Genomic DNA, 18,462 nt, shown 5'->3' with positions numbered 1-18,462 from the left:
TTATATCTTGCCTATTCTAATGCACTTAATGTAGTTGAAGGGTTAGTTCTTGTACTTGCTGATTATTACCAGTTTGACATTAATGTAATTTTGTTTAAAAAATTACATTCTCATTTAACTAATCATTCTTAAACTCAATTTTAGACTTGTAAAGTAGGAAGCAAAAGAAGAGATAGTGGGTATTTCAAAATATATTTTGAATACCCACTTTTTATTTTCATAAAAGACATTGTGAAAAAATGTACTTTAAGTAACGGGGTGCGAAAGTTCAATAAGTCGGTCATTTAAACGATTGTCTTTTTTTCTAAGAAATGTTTTTTGAATATTATGGTATTATGAAGAAGGGAACGTTAAAATACGTATATTTAGCAATCTGGAAGAAACTATTAGCATTCATACGTAATAAACTTAAAAAAAGACTTAGTGGCAGAAACGTCAAAAGAGAAAAGGGAGTTTTATTATGACAAATAGGTCAACTAATGGAAGAATAGACTCTGCTTCAAAAGTGATTCTGGCATCACCACAAACCATCTATCAGGCATTCTTGAATCCAGAATCATTAGTTTTATGGCTTCCACCTAAAGGAATGTTGGGTCATATTGACATGTTTGAGCCTCGCAAAGGTGGAAATTATAGTATGACCCTCACGTACGAATTAGACCATTCAACACCTGGAAAGACTTCGGAAAACACTGATGTTTCCCAAGGGATGTTTTTGGAGTTAGTTCCAGACAAGAAAATTGTACTATCAGTAAAATTCGATTCGAATCATCCTGCATTTTCAGGCGAGATGATACAGACGTGGTACTTGGAGGCCGTTTCAGAAGGCACAAAGGTCACTATCGTTTGTGAAAACGTACCTGAAGGAGTAAGAAAGGCGGATCATGACGAGGGGTTAATCTCCACACTGGAGAATCTAGCTACCTTTACAGAGTGACAAACTATGAAAATCATTTTTAGTATTTTTATAAATAACATAGACCTTAAGCAAAGGGCACGATAGTTGAATAAACGTCGCTTTACTTATTCAACTATAGGGTGCTAGAGTTGAATAAGAACTACATAAATAATGCCTTATTTTAAAAGACTTTTCAGTCACTTTATAGAATTTATAAACAATTAGAAAGAGGGATGATGGTCTTGAGATTCACTGAACGTACTTTAAGAGTTCTTAAAAATGCAGAAAAGGAAGCCGAAAAAACAACCAAGATTGTTTATCCAGTTCATTTACTATTAGGTATGTTGCTCGAAAGAACTGCTCTGGGCGCTGAACTATATATTACTTACCCAAAACTTAGGGATATATTAAATGAACGAGTTAAGAAAATATATGCCAATAATGACGAACAAGGGATTAGTTATGAACCTTTTACAATAAATATTTCGCTGTTCACTAAACAGGTACTAGAGATTGCAAATAATCGAATGAAACGATTCAAACAGATTTATTTAAATGAAGGACATCTAGTGGATGCAATTTTTAGAAACAATGACTACTTAACAAGTGCAATATTTGATGGATTGGATGTTTCACGTGTTCTTGAAATAGTGTCATATCCGAGAGATATGATTGTTTCTTTAAAGGATTATTCATTCCCAAATATACCGACATCCAATATAACTTTTAGAAAAGCAGAGCAAATTGATGCTATATCGTTAAAAACCTTTGTAGAAAAGGAATTTGGAAATGGATGGTTAGACTCTATTGAAAACGGGTTTTCAATAGAAGATATTCCTATTTTTATTGCTCTAGATGATGAAGAAATTATTGGTTTTGCTTGTTTTGATGTTGTGCGAAATAAAAAAGGGGTATTTGGTCCGATGGGAACAACTTATTTAAAACGGGTACAAGGTATAGGGTATACTTTGCTTCATTTGTGTTTAAGTGAAATGAATGAAATAGGTTATGAATATGCTGTTATTGGAGAAGCAGGACCAATTGAATTTTATGAAAAAGCTTGCAATGCAGTAGTAATTCCAAAACCTTTGTAAAATCATACAATATTTGTGAAATGGTATACTTAAATTAACGGGTGCGAATCCTGAACAAGAGGTACACTGTTAATAGCTTCAATTCAAATATTAGATATAGAAACGAGGAAAACGTTTTTTATGATTAAATTAAGATTTTTTGAACGATCAGATTTTCAACAACTTATAAATTGGATTGAAACACCAGAATTTTTACTCCAATGGGGAGGTCCTAATTTTAGTTTCCCATTAACTGAACAACAGTTGGAGAATTATCTTAAAGATGCGAACACTGATAATTCTCCTGTTTTGGTATACAGTGTTATAGAAGAGGAAACTGGATATATAATAGGACATATATCATTAGGCAATATTGATAAAAACAACAAGTCAGCAAGAATAGGGAAAGTATTGGTAGGAGATAAAAATGTCAGAGGTAAAGGAATTGGTTTACGAATGATGAAAGAAATTCTAAAAGTTTCATTTGATGAACTTAACCTACATAGAGTTAGTCTCGGTGTATTTGATTTTAACGCTTCAGCAATTGCTTGTTATGAAAAGGCGGGATTTTTAAAAGAAGGGTTACTTAGAGACTCAAGAAAGATTGGTGACGAATACTGGAGTTTATGGGAAATGAGTATTTTAGAGAATGAATGGAAGGAAATAAATAAAGGTTAGGCTTCTTGTGCTAAAGGGTGCTTTAATTGAACAAGAGCTATGATTTTAAACAGTAATTTGCTACACGGTACAACGATACTGTAATAATATAAACATCTAGAATACGATCACTTTTTGGGTGGTCGTCTTTTTTTGTTGACTGATGACTGATACTGTGTAGCAACAATTCTTGTGCAGAAAATGAAGGTAATAATTTGTTGTTTTGGGTATAATTTCAATAAATTGATGTATGGAATTGTGGGAACTTTCACTTACATTAACGGACAGTTTAGTAGAAAAGGGATGGGAAAACCAATGAGTAATTCTGTAAATTATAAAATGTGGACTGTTTGCATGATTCAAAAGGAGATAAGGTATTACTATTTGATAGATAACACGATAATTTCAAAGGGTATATTCCGTCTGGTGGTAAAGTTGACTTTCCTGAAAGTATAGTAGAATGTGCAATTCGAGAAGCAAAAGAAGAAACAGGATTAGAAGTTAGTAACCTTAAATTTAAAGGTCTCTATTTGAATATGTAAATCCAGTTGCTATGGATAGATACATGATTATTAATTATAACAAAAGATTTTAAAGGAGAGCTACTTGAAGATGCACCAGAAGGAAGGGCAGTTTGGGTAGATGTTAAGGAAGCATATAATCTTCCGATGCAGAACTCTATTCGAAGAAGATTCCCTTTATTCTTTGAAGAAGGGGCATTTGAAATACAGGTTGAATGGAATCATGCAGAAAATAAAGAGGGAAGCGTTACTATAAAAACTACTTACATGTAAATAACAGAAGGTTGGATTAACATTGAAGCAAAATAGCGTATTATCGTTAATTATTGGTTTATTGCTAATTATTGTTATTTCCTTTTTAGTAGATAAATGAAGGACGACAACTTACGATGAAGTTCTAAATTATTTACTTCCGACTGATGAACAGGTTAGACATATTTATTTGACCTATATTAACTCTCACATGGATGGAAGAGAAGTGAAAGATATGACTCTAGAGAGTGTTGATTACCGCCACTGAAAAGTACCACTACTGACATATTATTTACCACCAAATGCCATCAACTTTACCACCGAGTGCCAGACTGTTTACCAGCTCAAGCCTCCTATATAATTAATTTCACCATGAATATGAAGTTGTTTTCTTCTCTTTGCCACAATTATTCAGCCCCTTCATCATAGAAGTTTTTGTTAAATGCATAATCACTATCAGAAATTAAATCACGAACATTTCATCATCAATTTCAGAATAGTTGTAGTAGAGTTGATTTTTATCAATGATTTTAATAAGCAGTTTCTTTTGATCACTAAATGATAATTCATTTAAATTGTCTTTAACCGCTTTTAAATCTACACGGAAGTCAATCTCGGCTTTTTCTAACATGAATTCAAGGACATTGTGTAGTTCTGTTTGTGTTTTCGCATTCTGAATCGATTTCAAGGAAACCCTGTTTTTTCCATCAATTCTACATAGACAAAAATACCGCCACCTTGCCAGTCAATATCTTTGGAAATTCCACCTTGTTCAACTTCGATTACTTTATGAAGACGTGGAACTGAAACTGTATTTATGTAATCTATCTGTTCGACCCCAAGATAACGACGGTTCATTTTATGTGCAACAGCTTGTGTGGTTGATGACCCCATGAAAAAATCTAAAACGCCGAAAGAACTCCCGGCCTTTTTAAAAAAAGTCGAATTATGTGATTACTGCCATTGTAATGTACCACCTCTGCCAAATTATTTACCACCAAATGACATCGATTTTACCACAGAGTGCCCGGCTGTTTACCACCTCAAACCTCCTATAAATTAGTGAGCACACTTATAGTGTGACACTTTTTATATAGGAGGTTTTTAATTTGATTCACTATCGAAGGATTTTGGAATTACACCATGAGGGAATCAGTCGAAGAGGCATTGCCGTAAGTACGGGAAACTCTCGACAAAAAGTAACAGAAGTCATTGAATTGGCTGAAAAGAAGGGATTAGTATGTCCTTTGGAGGAGGAAATGACGGATCAATGGATGGAGGAATTTCTCTTCCCTGAAAAAACTATGGAAGGGTCCGGAAGACAACCGATGAACTTTGACTATATTCATGAAGAATTAGCAAAGCCTAATGTGACACTCTCACTTCTTCACCATGAATATGAAGCTGAATGCCGTGCGAACCAAAGAATTCCCTATTCCTATCGTAGTTTTGCACGATACTACAGTAAGTATGCCGATAAATATAAAGCTACTTTACGTATTCGGAGAAAACCAGGTGAAATCATGGAAGTAGATTGGGCTGGTTCCACAGCTTTCATCATTGATAGAGATACTGGACAAAGCCTATGTTTTCGTGGCGACATTGCCATGTAGTCAATTATCCTATGCGGAGGCTACCTTATCCATGGATTTACATTCCTGGATCACTGCCCATAATCATGCATATAAGTATTTTGGCGGTGTCACACAAATTATTGTACCGGACAATCTTAAGGCAAGTGTGACAAAACATACTTCACGAGAATTGATCTTAAATCCTACCTATAGAGAAATGGCAGATTATTATAACACCGTAGTAATGCCAGCACGAGTCCGTGCACCAAAAGATAAACCAAGTGTGGAAGGGTCAGTTGGAATTATTTCTACATGGATCATCGCAGCGCTGAGAAACAAACAATGCTTCAGTATGGAAGAATTGAATGAGGAAGTTGGGATAAAATTAGAGGAATTTAACCAACGACCTTTTACTCGTAAGAAAGGCTGTTGGTTATCAGCATTTGAAGAAGAGGAGAAATTCGCCCTTTCTCCTCTTCCGATGTTGCCTTACAAAATGTCTGAATGGAGAACTGTAAAAGTACGTCCAGATTATCATATTTCTGTCGAAAGCATGTTTTATTCAGTCCCATACGAATACATCAATCGACAGGTTGAAGTAAGGCTTTCAGATGACCTAGTAGAGGTTTATTTTAATCATATGCGAATAACTTCTCACAAACGATTATATGGGAAGTATGGTCAATTATCCACTATTCGTGACCATATGCCAGATAACCATAAATTATTTGTAGACCAAACACCCGAAGCTGCGATTGAGTGGGGACAGAGTATTGGATCGTCAACATGGAACGTTGTTCAATATATTCTTGCTACCTCTCAAACTGAGAAACTAGCATTACAATCTATATTTTCATTAAAAAAGTCTGAAAGACGTTACTCAAAATAAGAAATTGAACGAGCATGTAAGATGGTTTTTTCTATGACTAAACGGTCAACCGTTAAAAGTATTCAAACCATATTAAAGAATAATAAAAAGAATGATGCTGAGCAAGAGTTAAAACGCACAACAGAAATAAACGAAGATAACTTTGGTTTCACACGTGGAGCTGCATATTATGGAGGTAAGAAAAAATGATGAATGAACAAACATTAACCAAATTACATGAAATGAAATTAAGTGGTAAGGCTGAAGCGTATAAAGAGCAGGCATTGAACAGAGAATTTCAAAAGATGAGTTTTGAAGATCGCTTTTCTTTACTCGTCGATGTAGAACAATCCCGTCGTCAAACCAATAAACTTCAACGGTTGATAAAATCAGCTACTTTTATAAATTCAAAAGCGTCAATCGAAGATATTGAATATCATGAGGATCGTAAACTGGAGAAAGATTTGATATTGAAATTGGCTAGTGGTACCTATATCCATGATAATCATAATATTATATTAAAGGGTCCGACTGGTTCAGGAAAAACATTTTTAGCTACTGCATTCAGGGTTTCTGCTTGTAGACAATACTACAAAGTAAAATATATTCGCTTACCAGAGTTACTAGATGAATTGTCGCTAGCAAAACTAGCAGCTGACGGAAGTTACAGGAAATGCTTTAAGAAATATACAAAAGTTGATTTACTAATACTAGATGAATGGTTACTTACGGATTTAACAACGGATGAAGCAGCAATTCTATTAGAAATCACGGAAGCTCGTCATAAGGTAGCGTCGACAGTTTTCTGTTCACAAATCGACCCCAATGGATGGCATTTAAAATTGGGCAACGAAACAATTGCGGAAGCAATATTAGATCGTATTATCCATGACTCCTATCAAATTCTGATAGATGGAGAGATTTCTATGCGTGAAAGTCATGGCCTAAGTGGAGAATCCTGATATGGCAATAATGACAGAAAATGACCTAAAAGAAATGGAAGAATACTATTACTGGGTGGGTTACAAATAATGGTACCCCTTTCCTAAAGAATTACAAATAAAACTTTTAAGTATGTATGGTCAGGAACCTTTTCCATACAGTTGGACCACACAGGATATTTATGAAGGTTCTAGAAAAATCATTTTCGATTATTTTAAAGTAAATTAATCAATTACAAAAGTCCTACGGTTGTTGATTTAAAATAAAGTTTGATTAAAATGAGTCGATAAAGCTTGATTTAGCAACTCAGAAAGAGCCTGTTTTGGAAAAAAGATTAATCAAAACAGGCTCGCAGTATATTTCATTCCATAAGGTTTTTATAAAAAAGTTTGGTTATTTTCTACCTTTGATCTTCAACAATCGCGCCCTATTACTAAAGATAAGAGACTTTTTAAGGCAGACACACATCCATCTTATTCAAGATAGGAGCACTCTTCTGGAAGATGCAAAAATCTTGAGTGCATTAAATTCCATAACGTGAGATACTGGTTATTATGTGTCCACTTCTACTGAGACTCGTGGTCCATTATATTCTTCTAGCCTTCCACCATTACTTTGTAATATGTGATCGATAAGAGTAATGATGTTTTCAATATCATTTTCCCCCGAACTTGATAAATCAGAAATTAACTTTGATAATACACGATCTTGATTTATTATAGACTCAGGGATTCTACCTAGCTTGTGGTACCACATCTTATTAAATGCAAAATACGCCTGTAAAGCTTCCGAAACAGCTATTCCAATATAAACCTTCGATTCTAATGATTGATTATCTGATATCCCCTCAAGATCTAAAGCCAGTTCGGTCAGTTTAATCCGCCAATTATTAATCTCCAAATTGGTTAAACTTTTTGGCCCCTTTTCAAATAAACTCCTTGCCTTATTACATAGTTCATTTATTTCTATATGTCGATTTAGCACTACAGTACCTTCTGCAAAGGCTATCATAATTTGGTGATTCCTCTGTAATGCATTATTCCAGTAGTTTGATGGAAAAAAATAAATCTCTACCGGAATTCCTTTTACAATTTTCTTGTAGTTCCAGCCTTCTTTTCCACTCACTGTTGCGTAAAAATCTAAATCAGAGGTTTCCGTTTCTTCACCTCGTTGAACAGAACCAAAGAATAAAACACCCGTAACCTCCTTCATTTCTGATAACTCAGAGACGACTATATCATAAGCCTCTTTGAACTTTACGTTCATATTTTTCACCCCTTTGTGTTATAGCTAGCTTGAAGTTTTACAACCTTAGTAAGTGAATATTCAATTTAATATAGTTGTATTTTATTATTTCTCCATAGCAAAAAAAATCCCTGCGTTAATGTGGAAATTATAATACCCTGGCCCTTAACTTTGGTGTGTAATCTCCTCTAATCAATCGATATTTACACACAAATGCTGATTATCTTAGCCTTTACGTGATTAATATTGGGATATTAATGATGTTGTTCAACAATATGGCCTGATAACGGAATAATTCTTGATTTTATTGTAACTGTAAAAATCCCTTTGGACAACTCAAATCCAAAGGGTGAAAATTTCGTGACTTTGTTTTAAACATCTTAAATGTCACAACTTTACTTTAAAGCTACAACAGCTCATTAGAAATGATGTCTGTAGGGCTTTCCAATATTTATTGGTAAACACAATGGCAATGAGTGGTAAAATATTTGTCATTTAGTGGTAAAAAACTTGGCAAGGCTGGTAAGATCTAATGGCAGTAATCATTATGTTCATGGACCTATCAAGAGTTTCTTCGAGAGATGCTTTCATAGAAAGAAAAGCGTCGACAAGAAAAAATGATAGAAAAGCACTTGAAATGGGCAGCACTTCCATATCAAAAGAGTTTAGCTGAATTTAATATTGAGGAGCTTCCTTCACTAAGTGAGAGGTAGTTGTCGTATTTTGTCGCACAAAAACCTATTAACAGATATTTACACTAATAGGGTTGTTTGTTACGTTGGTATCAGTACATAATCTATGTACTAAAAAGTATAAGGAGTCAAGTCCACAATCTTATGTAAAATAGCCTAACAATTCTTTTGGGGTACCCCAAAAGAACTTTTCTTAAAATTGACTATATTTTCATGAGGAGCTAGGCCAATCTTCATGAATGCCAATAAGGACAGTTCCGATTAATCGATTAGCTGATTCACTCACTAGATCGTTCAATCTGTTGCCTGAATGTATTCTTTCCATCAGTTAGTTAAACGCCTTGTAAGATGTTTTTAGGAAAATCATCTTGAACACATTTTTCAATTAGATGTTGTATTTCTTTTGTTTTCAATGTGAAATGGATGTGGGCCTTATTGATCTGCCTCCAGGAAAAGTTTTTGTGGTTAAGAACATTGTAACAAAAAGGCAGTCAATATGGACTTTATCAAAATCTATTCGTACAAATTACTATTTATAATTGATCTTATAGGAGGAATATATGCTTAATATTCAGAATGTTGTTTATTATTATACCAAAAAAAATACGGTTCTAAACAACGTAAGTTTTAATTTAAATAAAGGAGAAATATTAACAATTGCTGGCCCTAATGGAAGTGGAAAAACAACACTTATTAAGTTAATAGTAGATTTACTGAAAATTCAAGAAGGGTCTATTTCCGTTAATAAAACTTCCCATGATAATCCATCGGTTAAAAAAGAAATTATATATTTATCGAGTGAAGATTTTTTACCGGATTTTTTAACAGGTAAAGAATACATAGAAATGATATGTGATTTTTATGATACACCATTGGATAAAGAAAAGTTATCTCGCTTAGTAGGGTATTATTCTTTAGATTCTAAATTAGATCAATTGATAGAAAGTTACTCTCATGGAATGAGGAAAAAGATTCAATTAGTTAGTGCATTTATGATTAACAATAAATATATTATTATAGATGAAACATTGAATGGTATCGATGTAGAAGCAAAAGAAGCAACCAAACTATTATTTGAACAATACAAACGACGTGGTGGTTCCATAATAATGTGTACCCATGATTTAGAATTAGTTGAAGAGCTAGGATATAGAGTGTTACTTATAAATAATGGTGTAATATACATAGATGATCTTATTGAAAACATTCTCAAGACTGGTTCTAATTTAACAAATGTTTTTAAAGAGCTTATAGATTATGAGGGCATGAAAAATGAAATTGAAAAATATTTTTAATTTACAAAAGCTATATTTCTTATTTATTTTAAGAAGAATTCTAAGTGCGGGTATATTAAAAGAGAAAATATTTAAAGTTTTCATCTTTATTGCTACAGTAGTAACTATTACGGTAACCACAGTTTTTCTATATAAGTTTTTAGATGACACCGATGTTTCCGAACAAATTAACTTTATGTATTTTATTATTAGAATGCAAGGTGTAAATATTATCGTTTGGACGACGGTTATATTCGTTTTTACTAGAATTATTTTCTTGAAAAAAGGAGATTTCTTAAAAATAACAAATCAGTTGCCAATTACACATAATGAAAGAAATAGTTCATTTATTATTTTTGAATTGCTTATGTCTTTAAGTATTATTTTTCTAATTAGTATCGCCGTTATTATTGCAGTAGTATTACGCACTAACTTTCACTATATTCCTTTACTAATTTGCACAGTTTTTTTTACGAGTTTAACAGGGTATTTATTATTACAATTGATTAATTCCATCATCATATACCTATTAAATTTAATTAAATTAGAAAAAGTAAGTGCACTCGTTTCAATTCTAAGTTTTATTGTTATGTTGGCAATATTATATCTAGATATAGTGCAATCTATAAATAATATAAATTATAAAATTGGTGAATTTAATCACTGGTCCCAATTTTACATAGAATTGTACAGTAATTATGGATTTATTGTTACATCCTTAATTTTTGTAATAATCATTTTTTTACTATTAATGATCATTCTTTATATTCCTAATAATTTCGGATCAGAAGATAATCATTATGTAAAAATTAAAAAGCCTACTAAACTTAGACTAACTATGTTTAATTTGTATATTTTACAAATATCGAGAAGAGTGGAAAACATAACAACTCTTATAATTGCATATTTTTTATCCATTTCTTTGCTTATTCTAGATATACTGAATCCCTTATATGCCATGTTTTTAATTACTACATCAGGACTGTATATTTATACTCAAACTGATTCAATTAGAATAAATTACTATAGATTTAACTATAGTGCAATTAAAGATTATATTAATCTAATTATCAGTCAGTATCTATACATATTAATAACTTCATTACCAATATTGATATTAGGGCTTATTATAAATAAAGGTAACGTTAATCTTTATGATACTCTAATTATTTTTGGTCAATTAGTTTTAATAATTATACTTTCAACTTTGATTGGAATTCTATTTCCTGTAAAAAAGGACAATCCATTCTCACCTTTTATTGGATTTTTAATAATCGTAGTAATTTCAGGATTTATATCATTAATATTACAATTCTTAAATTTATCAAAACTGTACAATAGCATAGTAATGATGATTTTATATATTTTCGTTATATACATAAGTTGTTTGGGATTAAAAAAGCTAAAGGAGGAGTTTTTACATGAAGATAGTTAATATTATCATTGGAACTCTAGTATCAGCTGTGATAAGTACGGTAGTAATCTTAGTAATTAGTTTGATCAAGCTGATGTTTACTCATGACGAAGTTGGATATACAACTTCATTTTTTAATTCGTTATTTGTAAAAGTCGAGGAAAATACGGAAGACTGGGATTTATATACAACTTTAGGGGTGAATACTGATAATTTAACACCTATTATTTTAACGATTATCTTTTTTTGGTTTTTCTATTTAATTTTAACTATGGTCTATATAGATAGAAAAAAGAAAAGAGAAATTTAAAGTAAAAGATTCTGGTAGATAAAAAAATAAATATTAATGCTATCATATTAATTGACGTTATTAAGTACGTTCTAATTTATATGAAATTATATCTTTTTTTTAATAAATTACAAGAATACATCAATTATTAACAAAAGCTGGTGAAATAAAACACCAGCTTTTGTTATGCCATATAGTTTCAACCATTTTTAAATTATAAAGTGTTCATACTTTCTGATTATTTCCGGCTCTTGTTTCCAAGTTATTAAGTATATAAAAGAAGTAATATAAAAAACAATAACCATCACTTTGTTAAGTACCTTGTATAACGAGGTACTTTGTGTTAGGGTGTTGGATAAGGAGGGATTTTATGGATAAAGAACAATGGAAAGGGAATATGGATCTTCTCATATTATCGTTACTTAAACATGAAGATATGTATGGGTTTCAAATAATTAACACAGTAAGTAACATAAGTGAAAGTAAATATAAAATAAGTGAAGGTACCTTATATTCAGTTCTCAAACGATTAGAGCGGAAAAAATTAATAAATTCTTACTGGGGGAATGAATCACAAGGTGGGAGACGGAAGTATTATACTATCACTGATACAGGAGAACATATGCATGAAGAAAAATTCTCAAGCTGGATATTGATTAGTGAGATTATAAGAAAGATTAACGAGGAGGGGATCAAATGAAAATAGAACAATATGTAAATAAAGTGATCAGTTATATAGAACTGAATGAAGAGAATAAAAAGGACCTAAAGAAGGAATTAATAGGCCATTTATCAGATAAAACCTCATACTATGAACAACAAGGAAAAGATAAAGAATCTGCTGTAAAACAATCAATTAAAGATTTTGGTAATGCAAAAGAGATAGGTGCCGAATTAAATGAAGCTTTTTTTCCTTATAGAAAACAATCATTATTATTATTGAGTTTACTAACCGTCCTGTTTGCATTTTCCCTATCTATTACACTGTTTATATACCAAGACCACTTTCCTTTGTTGTGGTTCATTCTAACTGTAACTTCAACTATTCCTATTTGCATTTTTATTTATCAACCAGCCAGATCTGCAAACAATCGCCTAATGTTAATCACTCTTTTACTTTTCTTAAATATCCTGTATTTCTTTAGTTTATTTTTAATGGATGGAGTCATGACGAATGTATATTTGTATATAATCTTAATCATTTTAGTATTAAGTTGTTTTGTGATTTCAATCACTCAAATTTATTTAGGTGCATTTTATCAGCCAGTATCAAGAAAGTTAACTATTTTAAGTGTTCAAAAACGAAAAGCTATTATAATCACTAATATTATAACAGGGATAATCGTATGTGGAGTTAGCTTGCTTCTTATAATGGGCTTTTTAATTTTCGCTCCTTCCGTCATGATAATTTTCCCAATAATTACGATTGTATTATGGTTAATTTCCATCATCGGCGAACTAAAATCGGAGAAATTAGAGAATATGTTCAGAATATTAAAAATTCTCCTTGCTCTTTTAGCATTAGGTTTTATCACTATTCCTCAATTCCTATTATAAGAATAAAGAAGCACTTGTTATATAGGAGGTAAAAATTGGATATAGTACACACGATTATTATGTGAAAATTTGAAACATTTTTGACTATAATTCGTATATATTTTAATAACTTTCTAATTGGAAAGGATGACATTTTGTGACTAAATATAGTTGGTTGTTCGGTACGACTATTGCTCTCTGTTCTCTAGTGATCGGTTTGTTATTAAACGATTGGCAGATGACTATCGCTATTTCAGGTATTGCTTTTCTAGCACCTCTTTTTTTAGTAGCGTTACTAACTGGTGTATTTAATAGGGGAGATAAGATACGAGCTAATTATCATACCGAATCAAGAGAAGATAGAGACGAGAAGCATCAGTGGATAAAGAATTTAGTTTGTATTTCAATTCCTAATTTATTTGTTACGTTTATCATTTTAGGAAGTTTGTATTTATTAAGTTAAATGATACTTTAGAAAATCGCTTTAAACTGATAGGATCAGTATGAGCAAAAAAGATACATTTTGAACAAAATAAAAAATGAACAAAGAAAGAATTTAATTAGTTTAGCTTATCTTCAAGCAGGTTTACATATTTATTGAAAGTGGTATGACGTTTGCTTGTGATAAAGCAAAAACAATGTCTGTCAGAGTATATTTACTAAGGAAGTGAAAAAGTTATGGAGATTTTTAGTTCTATTTTAGCAGTTTTATTTATACTGTATCAAATATGGGACAATAAACGTTTAATAAAAGCTCTGTCTTTATTGCAAATTATTGGCGTTATACTTAGTTTTATTCTATATATCGGATTAGCCACTACAATCATTTATTATGGTGGAAATTGGTTCATTAGTTTTATTCCAGTAAAAATAATTAAATATATAGTAATGTTTATCATAGTAGGATTTACAATATATACAATTAAGGTGTTACTACAAAAAACGTTAGTGAAAATAACCAATGGGATTATCCAAGAACAACCTTATGACTCAAAAGATTATTGAAAGAAGAAATAGACGGATAGACAGGTTGCATTATCAGTTACAACAAAATGATTAATAAGTAGTTTTCAAGCTATGATAGGAAATCTTTCTAGGGAGAAGCTTTACAGCTTGAATTTGTTCGTGAACAATACAAGTTGATTTTGGAAAATCATGGGTCAGACATAAGAGATGAATCCAATATAGTTGTACTCATAATAAACCTTTTAAATTTTTCAACATTCAATTCTGAACATACGGATTTTTTAAAAGTCTAACGTCTATTTCTTTGCTCTTAAGCAATTAGAATAGATATAGGTGATTAAATATGTTATTATTGGATAATATATACAAAAATACGAACCAGAAGGGGTTGTTATACTACCTCTTGTTCTCAAGCTTTCAGTCCTTGCTTATCCTTTAGCAGTTCCTTTTAAGAAAAGCCTTGAGATTGTGACTAGTTTAGCACCTTTTTTCTTGTGTTGTTTATAGTTGGTTTGGCAATATTAATAGCTGGATTTTATAAATATACGAAAAAAATAAAGAATGCTCTTATCTGCAAGGTAGGAATGAAAATAAACAAGTATTATACACCTTCTTAGAAGTTATAACAGTTCCTTTGCATATCACGAGATCATTCGAGTTTGTTGAAAGTAAAAACATTCTTGTTATATATTCTGTTGATTAAAATATTTAAATTATCTCAATAACAATTTCAAGGAAGTCTGATTACAAATTCACATGTATCGGTCTAGTGGCTTTTTAATAAATTTAAGGAATCTACAGTTAAAATAAGGTGATATAAGAGATGAAGTTTTACCTAGAGCATCTATATAGTGTATTCATTTGTCTATTATTCTATAGAAGTTTTAAAAATCTTATATGAAATAATTTTAATATTTGGAGGATTGGTAAGTTGACTGATTTATTGCAGGACTTGGGTTTTAATGATTTTTTTCAACGAGAGGTAACCAAATTTAAGGAGTATGATGTTGGTAGAGTGTATTCATTGTCCAAAGGTATTTATAAATTAATTACTAGTAAAGGTGAATTGAATGCTGTAGTGTCAGGGAAGTTTCGCTATACAGTGACTGGAGCTAGTGATTATCCTACTGTAGGTGATTTTGTTATGTTTACTGAAACTGATGGCAATAGTTTAATTCACCAAGTACTACCACGAAAAAGCTTAATAATAAGAAAAGAAGCAGGAATGACTCATGAAACCCAGTTAATTGCTGCTAACGTTGATAAAATTTTTATTTGTATGTCATTAAATAATGATTTTAACATAAGAAGGTTAGAACGATATCTTTCTATTGCTTGGGATAGCGGCGCAATACCGATAATAGTGTTAACGAAGGCTGATTTATGTCAGAATATTGAAGAAATGCTAGAGAAAATAACACAAATTTCTATGGGGGTAGATGTACTAGTTACTTCATATATTAATAGTGAAGGTGCTGAGGAGTTAAAAAACACCTTATGGAATGGTCAAACAGTTGCCTTTATTGGGTCATCCGGTGTTGGTAAATCAACTTTAATAAATTCTTTACTTGGTGAAGACTATATCAAAACACGAGATATTAGAAGTGATGGTAAAGGGAAGCATGCGACAACGAGACGTGAACTATTTTTGGTGCCGGGTCATGGTGTTGTCATTGATACTCCAGGAATGCGGGAGTTAGGAGTACAAAGTATTGATTTGTCAAGGTCATTCGCGGATATTGAAGAGTTAGCTATGAAGTGTAAGTTTAATGATTGTCAGCATAATAGTGAACCGGGTTGCGAAGTGAAGCGAGCAATTAGTCAGGGAGAAATTTCAAATTCAAGATTACAAAGTTTTAGGAAGCTTAAAAGAGAAGTAAGACATGAAGAGTTAAAAGTGGCTGATAGAAAGGAAAGAATAAGGAGCAGAAATGAAAACCTTCAGGAAACAAAAAGGATTAGGAAGGCAATGAAAGCAAGAAATAGAAAAAAACTTTAGCTTTTTTGACTTGCAAATATGTATACTTATCTGCTAAAGCCAGTTTATAAGTTAATTTATTTTGTTAAAGAAGGGAGAAAGTTTAATAAAATTACTAGAAAAGTTGTGTAGTTAATGATAGCGCTTAAAAACTCAAAAGAAAGATTAAGCTTAGAAAAATTAAAACCACATCACGCGAATCATTTATACGAAATGATGTTAGATAAGAATATGTATAACTACATACCGGATGATCCTCCACCTTCATTGACTACATTACAAGATAAATACACTATGCTTGAAAATGGTTCATTAAGAGAAGAAGAATTATGGTTAAATTATGCAGTATTCATTTTAAAGGAGAAAGTTTATATAGGAACTCTTCAAGCTACAGTTTTAACAAGAGAAAGAGTTATTTTGGTTGCTTATCTAATTAACTCAAAATATTGGGGAAAAGGATATGGAGTAGAAGCGCTTAATCTCATGTTAAAGAGCTTAGATAGAGAATATAAGAATTATCGATATCAAGCTTATACAGACACTCGAAACTTTAGATCTAAGAAGCTTCTAGAAAAGTTGGACTTTAAGTGTATAGACCTCATAAAAGATGCAGACTTCTTTAAAGGAAGTACAAGCCATGAATACTTATATGAAAAAATATAAGTAGTATGGCAATCTTGCTTAATTTGAATTTTGTAAAAAGATTAGTGCTCGTAGTCACGTAGTAATCAAAGGATCAGAAATGAAAACCTTTAAGCAATCACATATAAAAATGAGAGGTGGACTTTATGGCTAAAAGATTTTTAATGGTGTTAATTACGATGATATTAGCAATTATTACTTTATTCATAGTTGCTTACGTTCCTTCAGGTTCTGGCGCTCCTGATTTCGATCAACCTGCTACATCCTGGTCATCTATTGGAAAACTAGTATCGCTTTTTGTACCACCATTAATTTTATCTTTTTTTAACAATCATTCAGTCAAAATTATCTTTGTAATTTATCAATGTTTCCTGGGTCTTGTTTTTTTAGGTATTATTCTCCTTGGTTTTATTTTCTCTAATGGTTTTAATGTTTCAATCTCTGATGGTGGTTTTTGGATAATGTGTATAGGTATTATAGGTACTGTTATTAGTATTATTAGCATCTTCGACATAGCTAGAGGATTTAAGAGAAATTCAGTTGTTAATTAAGATCAAAATCCATTTAATTAACAATTAAAAATTGGTATAGAAAGAAGGAATTTTTTGATATATAAGGCAGATATTAAAACGAAAAAACGATTAAAAACAATGTTTGAAGGTTTCGATAGCACAATTATTCTTTCATGTCTTCAAGGACATATGGGGACTGCTTGGGTCAATGATTTGGAAAATCCTACAGTTGCACAAATTACAGTGGGGATTTTTTCATTTTATGCTGGAAATTCTCATGCCACAGAAGCTGAAGAGTTACTAGATAATCTTCCTGAGGATATTTTAGTGATAGTTAAAGATGATGAGTGGAAAAAACGTTTAGAAACTATTCATAAAGGTGCTTATGACAAATTTTCAAGATATAAATTTAGAAAGAAAGCTTCCGATTTAAATACTAGTTATCTAGAAACGCTATTGTTAAAACTTCCAGAAGAATATGAACTGAAGAGAATCGACACAACTATAGCTAATGATCCATCTTTACATGAAATTTCAGAAGATTTTACATGTCAGTTTGATTCAATAGAAGATTATCTAGATAGAGGTTCTGGGTTTGCAATTTTACATCATGGACAAGTAGTATGTGGTGCATCATCATTTAGTATCTATGATGATGGAATTGAAATTGAAGTTGGGACACACCCAAATTATAGAAGGAAAGGTTTAGCACTAGTAGTTTCATCCGCCTTGATACTGGACTGTTTATCAAAAGGAATGTACCCAAGTTGGGATGGAGCTAACCCTGAGTCTGCCAAATTAGCAAAACGATTAGGGTATGTTTATGAAAAAGCATACGATACATACTATATTAATAATAGGTGAAACGATTTATCACGCTGTAAGAGTCTGTAATACACTTCATACTTCGAGTTAAAACAAGAAAGTTAAGTGGGGGGATAAACGAACGCTAACTTCTTGATAAGTCTCACGTTACACGTATCTATTTTCGGAATATTCAAAACTATTTATTCTATAAAAATTAGAATACATAATGAGTTATTAGGAAATGACGTAGAAAAATGTACTGAGCAGTAATGATTATCAGTGGTATCTAAAAACTGAGCAAAATTTGTTGACTTATAGTATA

General features: G+C 31.6%; 17 protein-coding genes and 3 pseudogenes. 17 read left to right on the top strand and 3 right to left on the bottom strand.

The window, feature by feature from the left end; translation table 11 throughout:
• Positions 1-460: 460 nt before the first annotated feature.
• From SH601_RS09870 to SH601_RS09855, 4 genes and pseudogenes are all read left to right on the top strand, one after another.
• Positions 461-937, top strand: a complete 477-nt coding sequence (locus SH601_RS09870) for an SRPBCC domain-containing protein (protein ID WP_319958123.1) — start codon at positions 461-463, stop codon at positions 935-937.
• Between the two features lie 203 nt (positions 938-1,140).
• Positions 1,141-1,992 carry a GNAT family N-acetyltransferase gene (locus tag SH601_RS09865; RefSeq protein ID WP_319958122.1) on the top strand — a complete coding sequence of 284 codons (852 nt, stop codon included), beginning with the start codon at positions 1,141-1,143 and terminating at the stop codon, positions 1,990-1,992.
• 120 nt (positions 1,993-2,112) lie between these two features.
• Positions 2,113-2,649 (top strand): GNAT family N-acetyltransferase, encoded by a 537-nt coding sequence (locus SH601_RS09860; protein ID WP_319958121.1) that lies wholly within the window; start codon positions 2,113-2,115, stop codon positions 2,647-2,649.
• Positions 2,650-2,943: 294 nt separating this feature from the next.
• Positions 2,944-3,422 (top strand): annotated as a pseudogene (locus tag SH601_RS09855) (NUDIX domain-containing protein).
• A 442-nt stretch (positions 3,423-3,864) separates the two neighbouring features.
• On the opposite strand, the gene SH601_RS09850 reads toward SH601_RS09855, so the two are convergent.
• Both SH601_RS09850 and SH601_RS09845 read right to left on the bottom strand, forming a co-directional pair.
• Positions 3,865-4,089, bottom strand: coding sequence for a hypothetical protein (locus SH601_RS09850; protein ID WP_319958120.1), 225 nt, complete (start codon positions 4,087-4,089; stop codon positions 3,865-3,867).
• A gap of 14 nt (positions 4,090-4,103) precedes the next feature.
• Positions 4,104-4,310 (bottom strand): annotated as a pseudogene (locus tag SH601_RS09845) (DNA methyltransferase); the annotation flags it as partial.
• A 200-nt stretch (positions 4,311-4,510) separates the two neighbouring features.
• On the opposite strand from SH601_RS09845, the pseudogene istA reads away from it, so the two are divergent.
• A pseudogene (gene istA, locus SH601_RS09840) lies at positions 4,511-6,053 on the top strand (IS21 family transposase).
• Positions 6,050-6,805 (top strand): IS21-like element helper ATPase IstB, encoded by a 756-nt coding sequence (istB, locus tag SH601_RS09835; RefSeq protein WP_319958118.1) that lies wholly within the window; start codon positions 6,050-6,052, stop codon positions 6,803-6,805. The pseudogene istA and the gene istB overlap by 4 nt, the downstream one beginning before the upstream one ends.
• Before the next feature lie 532 nt (positions 6,806-7,337).
• Here the strand turns inward: istB and SH601_RS09830 are convergent.
• Positions 7,338-8,051, bottom strand: coding sequence for a nucleotidyltransferase domain-containing protein (locus SH601_RS09830; RefSeq protein ID WP_319958117.1), 714 nt, complete (start codon positions 8,049-8,051; stop codon positions 7,338-7,340).
• 1,231 nt (positions 8,052-9,282) lie between these two features.
• On the opposite strand from SH601_RS09830, the gene SH601_RS09825 reads away from it, so the two are divergent.
• The 11 genes from SH601_RS09825 to SH601_RS09775 all read left to right on the top strand — a co-directional run bounded on the left by SH601_RS09825 (position 9,283) and on the right by SH601_RS09775 (position 18,197).
• Entirely contained in the window at positions 9,283-10,017 is a 735-nt protein-coding gene (locus SH601_RS09825) for an ABC transporter ATP-binding protein (RefSeq protein WP_319958116.1), read from the top strand.
• Positions 9,995-11,431, top strand: a complete 1,437-nt coding sequence (locus SH601_RS09820; protein WP_319958115.1) for a hypothetical protein — start codon at positions 9,995-9,997, stop codon at positions 11,429-11,431. The genes SH601_RS09825 and SH601_RS09820 overlap by 23 nt, the downstream gene beginning before the upstream one ends.
• On the top strand, positions 11,418-11,720 hold the full coding sequence (locus SH601_RS09815; protein ID WP_319958114.1) for a hypothetical protein: 303 nt from the start codon (positions 11,418-11,420) through the stop codon (positions 11,718-11,720). Before SH601_RS09820 ends, SH601_RS09815 begins: the two co-directional genes overlap by 14 nt.
• A gap of 349 nt (positions 11,721-12,069) precedes the next feature.
• Positions 12,070-12,399, top strand: coding sequence for a PadR family transcriptional regulator (locus SH601_RS09810; RefSeq protein ID WP_319958113.1), 330 nt, complete (start codon positions 12,070-12,072; stop codon positions 12,397-12,399).
• Positions 12,396-13,256 (top strand): permease prefix domain 1-containing protein, encoded by an 861-nt coding sequence (locus tag SH601_RS09805; RefSeq protein ID WP_319958112.1) that lies wholly within the window; start codon positions 12,396-12,398, stop codon positions 13,254-13,256. Before SH601_RS09810 ends, SH601_RS09805 begins: the two co-directional genes overlap by 4 nt.
• A 136-nt stretch (positions 13,257-13,392) precedes the next feature.
• Positions 13,393-13,698, top strand: a complete 306-nt coding sequence (locus tag SH601_RS09800) for a DUF5316 domain-containing protein (RefSeq protein WP_319958111.1) — start codon at positions 13,393-13,395, stop codon at positions 13,696-13,698.
• Between the two features lie 215 nt (positions 13,699-13,913).
• On the top strand, positions 13,914-14,240 hold the full coding sequence (locus tag SH601_RS09795) for a hypothetical protein (RefSeq protein WP_319958110.1): 327 nt from the start codon (positions 13,914-13,916) through the stop codon (positions 14,238-14,240).
• 892 nt (positions 14,241-15,132) lie between these two features.
• Positions 15,133-16,200 (top strand): ribosome small subunit-dependent GTPase A, encoded by a 1,068-nt coding sequence (gene rsgA / locus SH601_RS09790; RefSeq protein ID WP_319958109.1) that lies wholly within the window; start codon positions 15,133-15,135, stop codon positions 16,198-16,200.
• A 114-nt stretch (positions 16,201-16,314) separates the two neighbouring features.
• Positions 16,315-16,842, top strand: a complete 528-nt coding sequence (locus tag SH601_RS09785) for a GNAT family N-acetyltransferase (RefSeq protein ID WP_319958108.1) — start codon at positions 16,315-16,317, stop codon at positions 16,840-16,842.
• 125 nt (positions 16,843-16,967) lie between these two features.
• Positions 16,968-17,372 (top strand): hypothetical protein, encoded by a 405-nt coding sequence (locus SH601_RS09780; protein WP_319958107.1) that lies wholly within the window; start codon positions 16,968-16,970, stop codon positions 17,370-17,372.
• 54 nt (positions 17,373-17,426) lie between these two features.
• Complete coding sequence (locus tag SH601_RS09775) at positions 17,427-18,197, top strand: GNAT family N-acetyltransferase (protein WP_319958106.1); 771 nt, start codon at positions 17,427-17,429, stop codon at positions 18,195-18,197.
• Positions 18,198-18,462: the final 265 nt, after the last annotated feature.

Source organism: Gracilibacillus pellucidus, assembly GCF_033949965.1.
In the GTDB taxonomy this organism is placed as follows: Bacteria; Bacillota; Bacilli; order Bacillales; family Amphibacillaceae; genus Gracilibacillus; species Gracilibacillus pellucidus.
The sequence above is the reverse complement of the archived record's forward strand: the minus strand, read 5'-3'. Positions and strand labels throughout refer to the sequence as shown.

Bases quoted from the DNA above. Each gene is read 5' to 3' on its own strand.
- SH601_RS09870 (WP_319958123.1), top strand. From the start codon at position 461: ATGACAAATAGGTCAACTAATGGAAGAATAGACTCTGCTTCAAAAGTG.
- SH601_RS09860 (WP_319958121.1), top strand. From the start codon at position 2,113: ATGATTAAATTAAGATTTTTTGAACGATCAGATTTTCAACAACTTATA.
- istB (WP_319958118.1), top strand. From the start codon at position 6,050: ATGATGAATGAACAAACATTAACCAAATTACATGAAATGAAATTAAGT.
- SH601_RS09830 (WP_319958117.1), bottom strand. From the start codon at position 8,051: ATGAACGTAAAGTTCAAAGAGGCTTATGATATAGTCGTCTCTGAGTTA.
- SH601_RS09825 (WP_319958116.1), top strand. From the start codon at position 9,283: ATGCTTAATATTCAGAATGTTGTTTATTATTATACCAAAAAAAATACG.
- SH601_RS09820 (WP_319958115.1), top strand. From the start codon at position 9,995: ATGAAATTGAAAAATATTTTTAATTTACAAAAGCTATATTTCTTATTT.
- SH601_RS09815 (WP_319958114.1), top strand. From the start codon at position 11,418: ATGAAGATAGTTAATATTATCATTGGAACTCTAGTATCAGCTGTGATA.
- SH601_RS09810 (WP_319958113.1), top strand. From the start codon at position 12,070: ATGGATAAAGAACAATGGAAAGGGAATATGGATCTTCTCATATTATCG.
- SH601_RS09805 (WP_319958112.1), top strand. From the start codon at position 12,396: ATGAAAATAGAACAATATGTAAATAAAGTGATCAGTTATATAGAACTG.
- SH601_RS09795 (WP_319958110.1), top strand. From the start codon at position 13,914: ATGGAGATTTTTAGTTCTATTTTAGCAGTTTTATTTATACTGTATCAA.
- SH601_RS09785 (WP_319958108.1), top strand. From the start codon at position 16,315: ATGATAGCGCTTAAAAACTCAAAAGAAAGATTAAGCTTAGAAAAATTA.
- SH601_RS09780 (WP_319958107.1), top strand. From the start codon at position 16,968: ATGGCTAAAAGATTTTTAATGGTGTTAATTACGATGATATTAGCAATT.